Raw genomic sequence first — 15,293 nt, forward strand, 5'->3', positions numbered from 1 at the left:
TTTGTCTGTTGAAATCTATCATTTCCAATAACCGCAATCTTTTAATTTCAATTTCTTGTTTTTGGGTTTATTACCGTCAGAAATTTGATTTATCACACATAATAACCATACAAATTGTGGTACTAATTAGTTAATGTCTTATTGGTATTTTTCATGAAAAAGGATGGACCTATGTACAAGCCTGAAGAATTACTATTAGATTTTCGAATAACATCACATTGTAATCTTGGTTGTGATCTCTGTTTTAGGAATCCAGGGATTCAAGATAACACAACCACTGAAATTTTATCTGTGATAGACAGAATGTATCAGATAGGATTCAGGAAAATGGGATTTACCGGAGGAGAACCAACCAGCAGAAAAGATTATATTGAGTTAATAAAATATGCGAAAAGGAAAGGTTTTCTCACTTATCTCTCTACTGTTGGCCATCGTTTTTCCATGGATCATGCACAACTAAATGATATTCTTGATTGGGTTGGTATCCCTATTGATGGTATAGATAAAGAAGTTAATATCGATATTCGCAGTGATAAAATGAGTAATCAGCATCATGTTGTTAAGAATATATTAAATTGGCTTTCTGGTGTTAATAATAAAATAAATATCAAACTTACTACGGTTGTTTCCAATTCAAATATTGGTAAGCTCCATGATATCATTTCCTGGGTTAATAGATTACCTTATAACGTACAGTCTTGGCGATTTTACCAGTTTTGTCCGTTAGGTGTAGGAAAAGAGAAACGTGAAAAATTGGAAATAGATGAATATTTATTTCTCTCTGAAATGAGAATCTTGAAAAGAGACTTCCCTGATGTTCCTATTAGTTGGGCTACTTTTGAAGAGAGGGATAAGGCGAACATCGTTATGGAGCCTAATTTTGATATAATTATTCCAGATGGGGATAACTATACGTTATTGTGTAATATGAAGAATGATGAAAAAGAAAAAATTCTTTCATCAATATTTGGTAATCCACTAGTAGTAAAAAAATGTCAGGATAATAGATTCTGGATAGAAGAAAGGAGAATGTTGAAATGAACAATAAAGCATTGCATTATCTTTATTCCGATCCTTGGGAATTACCATCACAGGAATATGTTTCTATTAGGAAGCCAAAATATATTTGCTTAACAGGAAATTCTGGGGTTGGTAAAAGTACTCTATTAAAGTCAATAGGTTCTGCATTATATAACTTAGATAACCATACAATAGCAATTGATGAAAAAGCTATTCATCACCCTTTCCTCCAGTCACTATTTTCTGATACTCGCCGCTATGGCTATCTTATTCAGATAAATTTTATGATCCAACGAGCGTTATTAATAAAGGCTTGGGTTGATGCAGGGTATAATCTTGTAATGGAAAGATCACATCTGGAGGATTATATATTTATAGAATTTTTGTATGAAAAAGGATACATATCGAATGATGATCGCGATGCATATTTAGCTATTTGGGATGAAATAAAAAACCATCTTCCAGAGCCTGATGTAATCGTATTTATGGACTTTCCTGTTGAGTTTTCACTTGATAATCTCGTGAGAGATGAAATGTTAGGAATTAGACCCAGAGAATTTCCAGATGAAGAAACAAAAAAAATCTGGATTTCTGGCTGGTATAAGCAATATAATGAATTTTACGAAAAACTAACAGAAAAAGAGAGGGAGAAAGTTATCACTTTTGATTCATCACTCACTTGCACCGAGATAACAAATGCGGTTATTAATAAGTTGTTTTATAAATAGGGGATAGCCATGCGTCAACGCATTATTGTATGTCCATTAATTGAGTATGATAACAGATACTTGTTATGTAAGATGCCTTCTAATAAAGGCGTATTTCCAGGGCAATGGGCCCTTCCCGGAGGAGGCGTTGAAGCAGGGGAAACTATTGAACAGGCTCTTTTACGTGAAATCCGAGAAGAGTTAGGTTCAGAGTTAGAATTAGATCATATAGAGCCCTGGACATTTAGAGATGACATCAGAGTAAAAACCTATGAGGATGGCTCAACAGAAGAAATTTATATGATTTACCTTATTTTTAATTGCCGTGCTAAAAATACCAAAATAATCATTAATGATGAATTTGAAAGTTATGCCTGGGTGATGAAGGAGGATCTATATAAATATGATTTAAATGAAGCAACAAAAATAACGTTAAAGCAAAAAAATCTGATTTAAATTAGTATTACATCTATTCTAAAAAGAAAGCCAGCATTGCTGGCTTGAAATATTAATAATATTTTATATTTAGTAAATAAATTACCTGGAAGAATAAATTACTCTTGTGGGGTGGACGGCGATTTCATGAATTGGAAGCTCTATTTTAATTATGGGTTGGTAGAGACGAAATTCTTGCCTGAAACCGGTGAGAAATTCCCCTCTGTTTTTGAATTGAACAAAAGGGTAACCCAATGGAAGAAGAGAACTGAGATGGCGGGGCATACGCAGATAATCTCCGGCAAAAGCTGAAAGATTTACATGGCACCAGGAAATGGTGTTTCGATAAATCACTGTTAGCAAGATCCCCGGTATTCAAACATAAAAACATCAACAGAGATTCAACCCGGTTCGTCAACTTTGAAAAGTATTACCAGTTAACTCATCGATAGGTAGAACTCCCGGCATGTATAACGGTTTACTTACCGGGACAGATTTGTGTAATGCGTTCAGATAGTTTTAGAATTCGTTCCGTATTCGCGATATGATGAGCGTTTGGTAAATAATGTTTTTGTTAAGCGCAATCAAAAGGACAATAAACTTTAATAACTTCGGTAATGAGTTATTATCGTCCATGGTGAGTGATGGCAAAATGAGCTACATAACACCTGGAATTCAATTATGTTTGTCGCGGAGAAAATATGTCATTTAGTCGGCGCCAATTTATTAAGGCATCAGGCTTGGCAATGTGTATCGGAGCTGCTCCTTTCATGGCTCGGGCCAGCAAAAATCAGCGAACTGCTTTGCCGGTTCCCCCTTTATTGGAATCCCGTGGTGGACAACCGCTATTTCTGACTTTACAAAAAGCGCGTTGGACTTTTGATGGACGATATAAAACTAATGTCTGGGGAATTAATGGCCAATATCTTGGTCCGACTGTGCGGGTTCATAAAAATGATGATGTGAAACTGATATACAGTAATCGGTTGGCAGAACCGGTTTCGATGACGGTCAGCGGATTGCAATTACCAGGTACTCTGACTGGAGGTGTTGCTCGTCAGATTTCTCCGGGAGCTGACTGGTCTCCGGTGCTACCTATCCGTCAGCAAGCGGCAACCTGCTGGTATCATGCTAATACGCCTAACCGGATGGCACCACATGTTTATAACGGTCTGGCCGGGATGTGGTTGGTAGAAGATGAAAGCAGTCGTCATTTGCCGTTGCCGAAACACTATGGTGTTAATGATTTCCCGGTTATTCTCCAGGATAAACGGCTGGATAACTTTGGTGTTCCTGAGTATCAGCCTACTGCTGGTGGGTTTATTGGTAATACTTTGTTAGTTAATGGCGTGCAAAATCCTTTTATCGAGGTACCTCGCGGTTGGATTCGTCTACGTTTATTGAATGCATCTAATGCTCGCCGATATCAGTTACAAATCAGTGATGGCCGTCCTTTCTATATGATAGGTACTGATTTGGGATTGTTAACTTCACCCATATCTATTCAACAAATGTCTATTGCACCGGGTGAGCGGCGTGAAGTATTGATTGATATGTCCAAAGGGGATGAAATTTCTGTGACGGCAGGTGAATCAGCAGGTGTACTTGATCGGCTGCGTGGGTTGTTTGAACCATCCACTATGTTGATTTCCAGCACTGTTCTGACCATCAAAGCGACAGGTTTGTTATCTCTGGTGACAGATGCACTACCATCCCGTCTGGTCGATGATTCTATGCAGCTTTCTAACGCAATCCGCAACCGAGAGATCTATCTTGATGATAATCCACCGGGAATTAACGGTGTGTTGTGGGATATGAACCGGGTTGATATTACCAGCCAGCAAGGAACATGGGAGCGCTGGATCGTGAATACCTCTTCTCCACAACCGTTTCATATTGAGGGTGTACAGTTTAAGGTTATTAGCAGTAATGGGGCGGCACCTCAACCACAGGATTATGGCTGGAAAGATACGGTTTGGGTTGATGGTCGGATGGAGTTGTTGGTTTATATGAACCAGCCATCTTATGAGCATTTCCCGTTTTTGTATTACAGCCAGATCCTGGAAATGGCAGATCGTGGTTCTGTTGGGCAGTTAGTGACCATGTCTGTCAATTAGGTAAATGAAAACCGAGATTGGCGATAATGGCCAAATAAAATCAAAGCGCGGTGTTGAAGCCGCGCAGGTTCTGACCTTTTTGCTCATTATCACCATATGATTTTTTTCAGTTAATTTGGGGCACTAGCCATTTGGATCAATGGAATCAAGAAGGTGACTGAATTCGCTGAAATCAACGAATGTTTCGGGGCTTGGTCCCAAACGTTTGTTGGTATCCAGAGTAGTCATAGCGGTCAAATCTTCTTTTTCCAGTTTGAAATTGAATATATCAAAGTTCTCTTTGATTCTTGATAGCGTGGCCGATTTTGGGATCACAATCATGCCGTTATCAATGTGCCAGCGGAGAACGATCTGAGCGGGTGTTTTACCGTACTTTTGTGCCAGATGTTGCACCAGTTGATTATCAAATACATTTTCACCACCTTGTGCCAGCGGGCTCCAGGATTCGGTAACGATATGGTGTGTGGCATTCCAGGCATGAAGCTGACGTTGCTGGAAGAGTGGATGTAGCTCAATCTGATTAATGACAGGATGAACACCAGTTTCATTGATCAACCGCTGGATATGTTCAGGTTGGAAATTAGAAACACCGATACTACGGATAAGTCCCTCTTTTTGTAATTCAATCATTTGCTGCCAGGCACCTACATATTGATCCTGTGGTGGTGCCGGCCAGTGAATGAGATAGAGGTCAACATAATCAAGTTGCAATTTTTCTAAACTTTCTGCTAGTGCGGCGCGGACATCATTATGTCTGTCATTCCACAATTTGGTTGTAACAAAGATATCTTCACGGGGAATGTCTGTTTCTTGCAGAGCTTTACCTACCCCTTTTTCATTATTGTAAATAGCGGCGGTGTCAATTGCTCGATAACCTACATCCAGGGCGGCGTGAATTGCTGTAACTATTTGCTGATTATTTGCGGCCCAAGATCCCAGTCCCAACTGCGGCATATGGTTTCCGTCAGCAAGTTTGATGATAGGTTGATTATCCATTACTACCTCCTAAAAAAAGATAGACAGTTAAAATATCAGCTAAAACGTATCGTTATAAATAATGATGGTTGATATTAAGTTGATATTAAGAGTAATTGAAGAAAGTAATACAATCGGCGTGATCTAAGCCAAGTATTGATTTTGTGGAGCATCAAACACAGAAACATCATTCGATAACTGAGCAGAAGTCCACATACATACTGTTGGTTAGAAATTAAGCTAGGATAAAAAACCAGTCTCGGTTTGTAAACCATGATGACTTTTATTTACGTTTTACCGTAGAGGCCCTGCGGTGGCGCCAATACATCAGTAGAGATGCACCTAAGCCACTTAACAGCAGCACGATAGGTAATATCACCAGAATGTTCATGACTAGATCCTGATGGCTTTTAATAAACGGGATTTGATTGAGAAGATAACCGAAACCAACCACGGTAATGACCCATAATAAACCGCTTAGCCAATTAAAAATTTGAAAGCGTTTACTGTTGAGCCCAGATATACCTGCCAGTGTTGGTAACAGAGTACGGACAAAAGCCAGAAAACGGCCAATTAGCAAAGCGGCCAGACCGTGTTTGAAAAACAGCATATTGGCCCGTTGGCGGTACTGAATGGGAAGTTGTGCTAGCCAACCTTTAACCCGTTTGGTATCACCAAGCCATCGTCCTTGAAGATAACCAAGCCAGCAACCAATACTTGCTGCTACTGTCAGTATCAAAACGGTAGGGATAAAGCACATTACTCCTTTGGCAATCAACGCACCAGCAAGGATTAATAATGTATCTCCGGGTAAAAAAGCTGCGGGTAATAAACCATTTTCCAGAACCAGAGTCATGAACAGAATGCCATAGATAATCCAGAGAACATCGGGGTTGGCAAGTTTGGAAAAATCATGCTGCCATAATGCCCGCATAATCTCGTGTAGCACTTCCATTATTTATATTTATCCTGTGACTGTTATAAGTAAATTTATTTCATTTGCATATATAAAGTCAGTTTACCGTAAAATCTTAACCTTGGCATCCTCCCTACATCTTGTGTTTGTGACCCAATACCGTAGAAATATGCTTGGTGAGTGACATTCTGCGGCATTTCATCAGTATGCCGGTGAGGTATGCCGTGATTTTGGTGCTGAGCTAAAAGAGAGTCACGGTGAGTCCGAGCACGTCCATATGCGGATTGAGTCCCCTCCAACCGTGCAACTGTCCGTGAGGTGGAGCGCCACTGGAAGTCGTGAAAAAATACCTTCAGAATCAGCGTGGCTGATAGTTATTCGGGCTTTTCAAGCACGTCCAAATTCCTCTCCCGCCTGATGTCGGCGGGAATACTCTTTGGAGGAAAAGATGGCTGGCGTTCATTAAGAAGTCCAGCTAAGTGTGGTGATACAATTGATTCTTTTAAAAGAAAATCCCAGTCATCTGGTGGGCGTCCAGCGTTAAGCATTTCTCCAAATACTTTGTAAGCATCACGTTGATCACCATATGCCCTTTTTGTTCTTTCATCATTTACCCAGCCAAAGATAATAATTTTACTCTCGGTGTGAAAACGGAAGAAAAGGCGATATTGTTGGAAAAATTTTGCTCTGAACCAGTGTTTTCTTTTTCCGCTTAATGTGTACCCTAAACGAAAGGCTATATTAGCTGGGTCACTGGGAATAATTTCAGTAACAAGTTTTATGATTGCAGCTAAGCGTTTTGCATCATTTTTTTTCAGATAGTCATTTGGATATTTCTGTTGAAGTTGTTCGACCTTGACTATTATTTGTTTCAGTTGCTCTATAAAGCACGGATGGGCAAAAAGAGCCCATCCGTTTATTACACATACTCGATCGTACATAGCCCTTTACTCATCGTCGGCAGATAGTGGATTATTTAGATCTATGTCTGTTCCAGAGGTAAGTGACTTTGCCCGGTTAATGAGTTGTTCACTTAATTGTTGTATTTGTTCAGGATGTTTTTTAATGTCTTGTGCCAGAAAGTTCAGAAATGATTCTATTATAGGATCTTTTTCTTCTTCACTGCTTTTACGACTGATAAGTACATCACCAGAAGATAAAATCTTATATTCGATACTATCATGTCCTGGTCTTAGTTTAAGTGCTTTACGGACTGGCGTTGGAATAGTTGTTTGGCTGCGACGGGTAAGTTTGGATTCTGCTCCAACATCGAACTCAACACTTGATGATTCGTGCATATTTCGACCTCATTTGTTTATTTAATAATCTTTCGACAAAGTGTAATGCAAATGCATTGCAATAACAATTTATTTGTCTCCAGGTGTTGAAGTTTTCAGTTGTTATATTTTATATTAAGTAACTATAAGATTAATCAACAGAAATCCGACTAAACCCCTCAGCTAAATCATCAATCAAATCCTGAACATTCTCCAGCCCGATATGCAGGCGGAACAGGGTGCCTGTTTTTTGTGGGGCATCGTACTGGCGCATCATTTTTATCTCTTCTGGTTGATAACCCAGAATCAGAGATTCAAAACCGCCCCATGAGAATGCCATTTTAAAATGGTGAAAATTGTCCAGATAATTGGTGAACTGTTGAGTGGTTAACCTCTCTTTTAACCGGAAGGAAAACAAGCCATTACAACCACTAAAATCACGGATAAAATTGTCGTGACCGGGGCAGGAGGGGAGGGCTGGATGATAAACTTCTGCCACTTCGGTTCTTTGTTGCAGCCAGCGCGCTATTTCGATACTGCTTTCTTCATGCTGCTTCAGGCGAATCGCTAAAGTACGCAATCCGCGACTTGCCATATAAACCGTATCAGCATCGGCCATTTGTCCCATCAAATAGGAATTTTCCCGTAGTTGTGCCCAACAGCGTTCGTTAGCTACGGCAATACCTAACATGGCGTCTGAATGACCAATAATATATTTGGTGCCGGATTGAATAGAAATATCGATGCCAAACGCTAATGCTTTAAACAATACCCCCGCAGCCCAGGTATTATCTATCATAATGACAATATCTGGATTGACTCGCCGTACAGCACGGACAATAGCCGGAACATCTTGTACTTCCATGGTGATGGAGCCCGGGGATTCAAGAAACACCACTTTGGTATTGGGCTTAATGAGTTTAGCAATCTCTTCACCAATCATAGGATCGAAATAATCGGCAGTAATATTCATTCGTGACAATATCTTGTCACAAAAGGCTTGTGTTGGGTCGTAAGTCGAACCGGCTAATAGAATATGATCACCGGTAGCAGCAAAAGAGAGAATGGCATTACTGATCGCGGCAACACCAGAAGGATAAAGCATACAGCCTGCACCACCTTCCAGTTCAGTCATTGCCTTCTGAAAGGAGAAATGAGTCTGTGTACCACGACGGCCATAAAATAGCTCGCCATTAGCACAATTCTTTGTCGCCTGCTTTTTGGATTCCACAGAATCGAAAATGACAGATGACGTTCGTTGAATGATGGGGTTTACTGCGCCTTGGGTAAATTTATGGCTTCTGCCGGCACTGACTAATGAAGTTTCCAATTTTTTTTCTGTCATGATCCATTGCCACCTTTATTTCGATTTTTGAAACGGTGTAAAAAAACATGGTTAACACGTTAAAAGATTTAGCCCTTTTTGTACAAAGGGATTAGAGCAACTTGACGAAAATTCAATCTGGTAACCTATGAGTAGGGTTTCTTTGACTTTATTTTGTGAAGGGGTAACACTTTTTTATTAAACAATAATGATAATTACTATCAAATCACTTAATGTCTGATATTATCAGCTTGCATTTTTACTCATCTGGTGAAGGTGAGTGAAGACTCAGGGTAAATTAAGGTTAGCGAGATGACGAAAGGCAATTCACAGCTAAATAAAAAGGTTTATAAGAAAGGGAGCAAAGGCCAACTGATGCGTAATTTGACTGCTTCAATAATATTAGCGTTCGGACTGACAGGTTCAGCACTGGCTGATACAGCACCAGCATCCGCAACAGACAACAATCCTACGGCAAAAACCGCACAGGTTGCAGCCCCTGCTCCGACAGCTACCCCTGCGACTTCTGATACGATGACATTACAGGCAAATCAGGTCGTTCCGCAAACAACATCCGCTACAGAATCTACCCAGGTTACTCCAGTCGCAACTGATGCTGTTTTATCAAACGGTCCACAGGATGGCGCTAATCTTTCCAGTGGCTTTGCCACCGATCTGTCTATTTGGGGCATGTATCAGAACGCGGATATCGTTGTGAAAACCGTTATGATTGGTTTGGTCATTGCTTCTGTTATTACCTGGGCCTTATTCTTCTCAAAAGGTGCTGAATTGCTGGCTGCTGGTCGTCGTTTACGGAAAGAACAACTGGCATTGGCAGAAGTTAAGAGCCTTGAACAGGCGGCTGAAATTGCAGAAGGTTTCAGTAAACTGAGTATCAGTCGTGTGTTGTTGAGTGAAGTTCAGACGGAACGTCAGTTATCTTCTGAGAGTCTTGATCTGAATAGTACCAAAGAACGCGCTTCTTTCCGTCTGGAACGTTCAGTTGCGGCTATCAGCCGTCATATGGGGCGTGGTAATGGTTATCTGGCAACAATTGGGGCAATTTCTCCTTTCGTTGGTCTGTTTGGTACGGTGTGGGGCATCATGAACAGCTTTATCGGTATTGCTCACTCACAGACAACTAACCTTGCAGTTGTTGCTCCGGGCATTGCAGAAGCGTTATTGGCGACCGCACTTGGCTTAGTGGCGGCAATTCCTGCTGTTGTGATTTATAACATCTTCGCTCGTATGATAGCGTCTTACCGCGGTCAGGTTGGTGATGTGGCGGCACAGTCATTATTACTGCTTGGCCGTGATCTGGATTTAGCAAATAGCAAGACAAGGTGATTTTATGGCAATGCGTCTTAATGAAGATTTAGACGATAGTGGCGAATTGCACGAAATCAACGTCACACCGTTTATTGACGTGATGTTAGTGCTGTTGATTATCTTCATGGTTGCAGCGCCACTGGCAACCGTTGATATTAAAGTGGATTTACCTGCTTCGTCGGCGAAACCACAGCCACGTCCAGAAAAGCCGGTATTCCTGACGGTTAAGGCTGATCGCCAGCTTTATGTCGGTGATCAACAGGTAGATCATGATACTTTGGCGGCGGTATTGGATCAGACAACACAATCCAATAAAGAGACAACTATTTTCTTTCAGGCTGATAAAACGGTGGATTATGAAACACTGATGAGTGTGATGGATTCTCTGCGTAAATCGGGTTATTTGAAAGTGGGATTGGTAGGGATGGAAGCGGTTTCATCGGGTTAGCGGCTGCTTTACCAAACAACCGCGCTGAAAAGCGCGGTTGAGATAAAACGAATTAGTAATTACCAGTTTCTTCCTTAATAATATTTATACCCAATGGATTTCAGGATGCATCGCGACGGCAAGGGAACGAATCCCCAGGAGCATAGATAACTATGTGACCGGGGTGAGTGAGTGCAGCCAACAAAGAGGCAACTTGAAAGATAACAGGTATATTAAAAAGGTGAATTTGATCACAATACTTATTATCTGTCTATCTACCAGCAAGATAATAGTGAATGATGGGAAGCTTAAATGTTAAAACATCTAATAGAAATTGCCTCTCTGAATATCAGAAAGGTTTCCGATATTTTGGAGGCAATTTAATCAAGCGGTTTTGTTATAAAATTATGGTCTAGCCATAATGCCTGCACCAATTACATTACCACTTTGTTGTGAAAAGTGGTTGTATTTTTCGTTTTCTTCTTTAGTTTGATGCACGGCTACTTTACTGGAGACTTGAATCAAATCCATAATTAATTCGTGATATTGCTTTTGAAAATCTTTTTGCACATTGGCGTCTTTAGACTGTACAAATTGCTGCAATAAAGCCACTATCTTTTGGGCTTTGGTTTGAAGATCTGGATTTTCGAAGTCAGCACTTGGCACACTGTTACCAAAATAATCTGTTATGGAGTCACTGTTTGCAGCCACATTGATAGTAGCTTGGGGATTAATTGGCTCGCCGGTTTCATTATGATAAAAGGTTAAAAATTCTTTTTTATTAAAGCACTTAGTTTCAATTGTACCAACGGATTTTTTGTCCCAAGACTTAATTTCATTTGGGAATGGAGTACCAATTGGGTAAGTGCAGCGAAAGAAATTATTATCAATAAATACTGCATTGGTACTGTGGATGGGACCTTCGTATACTTCGCCATTGATGACGACTTGATTGATGGGGGGAGAAAAGCGATTCGCACTATTCTCATTTGTTGCATAAACCATACTGTAGGTGTAGTACATATCTTTGTTTGGATTAATAATACCGCCTTTATTATTCGGATACACCATAAACGGAGTTTGTTGCCCGTCGGCAGTTTCCATAACATGTTCGCCTACTTTTAAATCAACTATCCCAACTTCATCTTCTTTTAAATTAAAAGATTGGTCATCAATTTTAAATTGTAGAGGCGTGTTACCTGAATTACTAAAGTAGAACTTACCGGCGTCATCATCAAAATCTTTAATTAAATCACAAGCTGTTAGCGCGAAGAAAAAAGGGATCAGTATCGTAGGATAGAGTTTAGAGGTCATAAGACAATTTTTTAACCTATTTGGAATTAAATTAATTAACTGGTTTCAATGCCAGATAAAGATAACACGTTAATAGTAAATGTGTAATGTGTTTTTGTATATTACACAAATGGCTTAATTGTTTTTTGCATACAAGTTAAGCTAGGCAGACTGTTTACAATCTCTTCAATCAGTATGGTATGTGTTTTAACATGATAATTGGTTGAATTAGGATGTGTGAATTACAGAATTTCCGGAGATACTTTTTCATATATAGTCAATAAGTAGAAAAGTGTTGGTCGAATTTATGTGATTAATGAATGTAGCACCAATATAATAACGTCAATTTCTACCAATTTATAAATATCACTTTTTACGGCATAAAAGAATATACCCAATAGATTTCAAGATGCATTGCGACGGCAAGGGAGCGAATCCCCGGGAGAATAGATAACTATGTGACCGGGGTGAGTGAGTGCAGCCAACAAAGAGGAACCTATTGCGCCACCGGCGAAATAGCAGGTCATAAATACGGTATTAAGCCGACTACGGACATCAGGTAATAATGTATATAACCGTGTTTGATTTGCCACTAAACCCGCTCTGCTGCCAAGATCTAGCAGAATAATACCAACGAATAAAAATAGAATACTGTGGCTCGTGCCGCTAATTAGGCACAAGGCTAGCATTACTAATAAAGTGCCTGCGGCAACAATTGCCTTTCCACCGAAGTGATCTGTCAACGAACCTATTATTGGTGAAGCTAGCATTTACGCGATATCCTAAAATTCAGGTTGAACTTGATCAAACAGAACGTTTAACTGATCCTGTTAGGGATCGTCTCGACGCCGTTATTCGAATTGGTGAATTAAAAGACAGCACGCTTTATTCAAAACGCATCTCTACACAAACTTGGATTATTTGTGCCAGCCCAGATTATATTCAAAGGCATGGAATGCCGAAAACACTTACTGAACTGGGTGAGCACTATTTGCTTGATAAACATCATGACCCCGCAGGTATTTGCTGGTCACGCTATCGCAGTATTATTAACTTCAACGATGATAACAGGATCTTTCGCAGTGATGACTTTGAAACATTGAGAATGGCCGCTGTTAATGGATTTGGGGTAGGGCTTTTGCCTAATTGGGTGGTATCCACAGATATTCGTTCTGAAAAACTTATGCCTTTATTCAATGATCCCGATGGACGCAAAGAAGATATTTATTTACTGCGGGCACTTGTTCACCTGCCAGCAAAATTAACCGTATTTATGTCGTTATTGCATGAGTGGCTTACCAGGATTATTTAGTTATGATTGGTAGATTTATATTACTACTATAATTTTTACTTATGTGTTAGGTTACATACTTAACTGACTTAGAATTTATTAGGTTAAATTATAAAAAATTAGGATGGTAATTTTATGTCATACATGATTTATTTGTCTTTGAATGGTAAAAAACAAGGACTGATCTCTGCTGGGTGTTCGACCCTGGATTCAATAGGAAATAGGTATCAAAATGGACACGAGGATCAAATACAGGTACTGAGTTTAAACCATACAATAACAAGACAGCAGAATGTCAGTCATCAACCCATACAATTCATTAAACCAGTAGATAAATCATCACCATTGTTAGCTATGGCAATAGATTCAAACGAATCTCTAAATGGTGTTTTTGTTTTTTACAGAACGGGTCAAGCTGGACAATTGGAATTATTCTATGAAGTAAAAATCACTGAAGCCACTATCACAGATGTTTCTTGTATATACCCGCATTCTATAAATGATTTTGATGCCATGCCATATGAAAGAGTTACACTCAACTATAAATCTATCTCATGGAATCATATAACAGCCGGCACATCTGCTTACAGCATATGGGAAGATAGAAATTATTAATAAACATAAAATCCTGTCGAGTAGCCTGTTGGCTACTCGACACAACTAAGCATAAAGAGCATATGTTTAGTAACAAAGTGAAATGTCCTTAACATACTTATTTGGAGCCATCCATGATGATTTACTACAGATTAAATATCCTTCAGATCTTAATTCATCATCAACATAAAAAGACATAAATAGAGTAAGGATAAAACCTGCTATTGACACACATGAAATATAATCGCCTATTTTGCCATTAAGACGTTTCACCTTACCCAATGAGATTCTATATAAAATAGAAGAAATATAAATCAACACAGGACTAAACCAAATAGCTCCAGCACTTTTCCATGAGAATGTAATAACATCATCACGCTTAAAAAAACCGACATAATCATTCAATGAAAAAAATATAGATAACACAGCCATAAAAAGAGTCAATGATATGCCTAAATATAATTTGGCTTTATTCTTATTTATATTATCCACGACTAAATCTACCCCGCATATTAAAAATCTTATCCGAATGGTATGGTGTCGGATTTACCTTTCTACTCTTTAGGTTTTTAATTATAGTTTCACTAACTTTAAAGTGGTCATCTAACCAATATAAAGCAAGAGAAGTTAAAAAACAAATAGCAAAAACACAAGGGTAACATGATAATTTTATATATCTTCTTCCATCAATCCATCTCATGGAATCATATAGCAGCAGGCACATCTGCTTACAGCATATGGGAAGATAGAAATTATTAATAAACATAAAATCCTGTCGAGTCGCCTGTTGGCTACTCGACACAACTAAGCATAAAGAGCATATGCTTAGTAACAAAGTGAAATGTCCTTAACATACTTATTTGGAGCCATCCATGATGATTTACTACAGATTAAATATCCCTCAGATCTTAATTCATCATCAACATAAAAAGACACAAATAGAGTAAGGATAAAACCGGCTATTGACACACATGAAATATAATCACCTATTTTGCTATTAAGACGTTTCACATTACCCAAGGAGATTCTATATAAAATATAGGCAAGATAGAGCAACACAGGAGTAAACCAAATAAACCCCGCACTCTTCCACGAGAATGTAATAATGCTATCACGTCTAAAAAAACCGACATAATCACTCAATGAGAAAAATAAAAATAACACTGTCATAAAAATAAGCAACGATATACCTAAATATAGTTTTGTTTTACTTGTATTATCCACGACTTAATCTACCCCACATATTAAAAAGTTGATCCGGATGGTATGGTGTCGGATTTACCTTTCTATTCTTCTTTAAATTTTTAATTATAGTTTCACTAATTTTAAAGTGGTCATCTAACCAATATAAAGCAAACGAAACTCCAACCCCAATAAGAAAAACGCCAAGAGTTACAAGCATAAGGCTCCCCCCCAAAGCTAAGACTGGGGAAACCAGTAGAGTATTAGCCGCTGTAGCAACACCTATTGAAATAGCTAATTTTGCACCATCGATTGTTAAGTTAACAAACAAATCAACCAATCCATATTCATCTTTAAATATTAACTCAACTAGTCTATATGCAGCTGAGAATACTATACCGAATCT

The 15,293-nt window shown here is 39.0% G+C and carries 17 protein-coding genes and 2 pseudogenes; 9 read left to right on the top strand and 10 right to left on the bottom strand.

Annotated features, from left to right (window positions below):
* Positions 1-153 precede the first annotated feature (153 nt).
* From BO26_RS14720 to ftsP, 4 genes are all read left to right on the top strand, one after another.
* Positions 154-1,041, top strand: a complete 888-nt coding sequence (locus BO26_RS14720; protein ID WP_236637469.1) for a radical SAM protein — start codon at positions 154-156, stop codon at positions 1,039-1,041.
* Positions 1,038-1,748, top strand: a complete 711-nt coding sequence (locus BO26_RS14725; protein ID WP_051690992.1) for a deoxynucleoside kinase — start codon at positions 1,038-1,040, stop codon at positions 1,746-1,748. The genes BO26_RS14720 and BO26_RS14725 overlap by 4 nt, the downstream gene beginning before the upstream one ends.
* Before the next feature lie 9 nt (positions 1,749-1,757).
* Positions 1,758-2,183, top strand: coding sequence for a nucleoside triphosphatase NudI (gene nudI, locus BO26_RS14730; protein WP_036772629.1), 426 nt, complete (start codon positions 1,758-1,760; stop codon positions 2,181-2,183).
* Positions 2,184-2,863: 680 nt separating this feature from the next.
* The gene (ftsP, locus tag BO26_RS14740; RefSeq protein ID WP_036772632.1) at positions 2,864-4,279 is read left to right on the top strand and encodes a cell division protein FtsP; all 1,416 of its coding nucleotides are present in this window, start codon (positions 2,864-2,866) and stop codon (positions 4,277-4,279) included.
* Positions 4,280-4,402: 123 nt separating this feature from the next.
* Here ftsP and dkgA read toward each other — a convergent pair whose 3' ends face one another.
* Positions 4,403-5,275, bottom strand: a complete 873-nt coding sequence (dkgA, locus tag BO26_RS14745; RefSeq protein ID WP_036772634.1) for a 2,5-didehydrogluconate reductase DkgA — start codon at positions 5,273-5,275, stop codon at positions 4,403-4,405.
* Between the two features lie 262 nt (positions 5,276-5,537).
* Positions 5,538-6,209: a DedA family protein gene (locus tag BO26_RS14750; RefSeq protein ID WP_036772636.1), complete on the bottom strand. Its 672-nt coding sequence runs from the start codon at positions 6,207-6,209 to the stop codon at positions 5,538-5,540.
* A 37-nt stretch (positions 6,210-6,246) separates the two neighbouring features.
* Here BO26_RS14750 and tnpA point away from each other — a divergent pair.
* Positions 6,247-6,541, top strand: a pseudogene (gene tnpA, locus BO26_RS22250) (IS200/IS605 family transposase).
* A gap of 3 nt (positions 6,542-6,544) precedes the next feature.
* Here tnpA and BO26_RS14755 read toward each other — a convergent pair.
* The 3 genes from BO26_RS14755 to metC all read right to left on the bottom strand — a co-directional run bounded on the left by BO26_RS14755 (position 6,545) and on the right by metC (position 8,792).
* On the bottom strand, positions 6,545-7,111 hold the full coding sequence (locus BO26_RS14755) for a type II toxin-antitoxin system YhaV family toxin (RefSeq protein WP_338049142.1): 567 nt from the start codon (positions 7,109-7,111) through the stop codon (positions 6,545-6,547).
* A gap of 6 nt (positions 7,112-7,117) precedes the next feature.
* A complete protein-coding gene (locus BO26_RS14760; protein WP_036772637.1) occupies positions 7,118-7,468 on the bottom strand; it encodes a type II toxin-antitoxin system PrlF family antitoxin in 351 nt (116 codons plus the stop codon).
* Between the two features lie 130 nt (positions 7,469-7,598).
* Positions 7,599-8,792, bottom strand: coding sequence for a cystathionine beta-lyase (metC, locus tag BO26_RS14765; RefSeq protein WP_036772639.1), 1,194 nt, complete (start codon positions 8,790-8,792; stop codon positions 7,599-7,601).
* Between the two features lie 354 nt (positions 8,793-9,146).
* On the opposite strand from metC, the gene exbB reads away from it, so the two are divergent.
* Positions 9,147-10,118 carry a tonB-system energizer ExbB gene (exbB, locus tag BO26_RS14770; RefSeq protein WP_036772655.1) on the top strand — a complete coding sequence of 324 codons (972 nt, stop codon included), beginning with the start codon at positions 9,147-9,149 and terminating at the stop codon, positions 10,116-10,118.
* 4 nt (positions 10,119-10,122) lie between these two features.
* A complete protein-coding gene (exbD, locus tag BO26_RS14775; RefSeq protein ID WP_036772640.1) occupies positions 10,123-10,548 on the top strand; it encodes a TonB system transport protein ExbD in 426 nt (141 codons plus the stop codon).
* A 384-nt stretch (positions 10,549-10,932) separates the two neighbouring features.
* Here exbD and BO26_RS14780 read toward each other — a convergent pair whose 3' ends face one another.
* Together BO26_RS14780 and BO26_RS14785 are read right to left on the bottom strand one after the other, a co-directional pair.
* Positions 10,933-11,841 (bottom strand): hypothetical protein, encoded by a 909-nt coding sequence (locus BO26_RS14780; protein WP_036772642.1) that lies wholly within the window; start codon positions 11,839-11,841, stop codon positions 10,933-10,935.
* Positions 11,842-12,224: 383 nt separating this feature from the next.
* Positions 12,225-12,590: an MFS transporter gene (locus BO26_RS14785; RefSeq protein ID WP_036772643.1), complete on the bottom strand. Its 366-nt coding sequence runs from the start codon at positions 12,588-12,590 to the stop codon at positions 12,225-12,227.
* Here BO26_RS14785 and BO26_RS14790 point away from each other — a divergent pair.
* The gene (locus BO26_RS14790; protein WP_236637470.1) at positions 12,578-13,132 is read left to right on the top strand and encodes a substrate binding domain-containing protein; all 555 of its coding nucleotides are present in this window, start codon (positions 12,578-12,580) and stop codon (positions 13,130-13,132) included. The genes BO26_RS14785 and BO26_RS14790 overlap by 13 nt on opposite strands.
* A 114-nt stretch (positions 13,133-13,246) precedes the next feature.
* Positions 13,247-13,726 (top strand): Hcp family type VI secretion system effector, encoded by a 480-nt coding sequence (locus BO26_RS14795; RefSeq protein WP_036772646.1) that lies wholly within the window; start codon positions 13,247-13,249, stop codon positions 13,724-13,726.
* A 66-nt stretch (positions 13,727-13,792) separates the two neighbouring features.
* Here the strand turns inward: BO26_RS14795 and BO26_RS14800 are convergent, their stop codons facing one another.
* From BO26_RS14800 to BO26_RS22790, 3 genes and pseudogenes are all read right to left on the bottom strand, one after another.
* Positions 13,793-14,197, bottom strand: coding sequence for a DUF1240 domain-containing protein (locus BO26_RS14800; protein ID WP_036772647.1), 405 nt, complete (start codon positions 14,195-14,197; stop codon positions 13,793-13,795).
* Positions 14,198-14,530: 333 nt separating this feature from the next.
* Positions 14,531-14,875 (bottom strand): DUF1240 domain-containing protein, encoded by a 345-nt coding sequence (locus tag BO26_RS14805; protein ID WP_051690995.1) that lies wholly within the window; start codon positions 14,873-14,875, stop codon positions 14,531-14,533.
* Positions 14,876-14,921: 46 nt separating this feature from the next.
* A pseudogene (locus BO26_RS22790) lies at positions 14,922-15,293 on the bottom strand (hypothetical protein); the annotation flags it as partial.

The organism is Photorhabdus australis DSM 17609 (assembly GCF_000711895.1).
GTDB lineage: Bacteria > Pseudomonadota > Gammaproteobacteria > Enterobacterales > Enterobacteriaceae > Photorhabdus > Photorhabdus australis.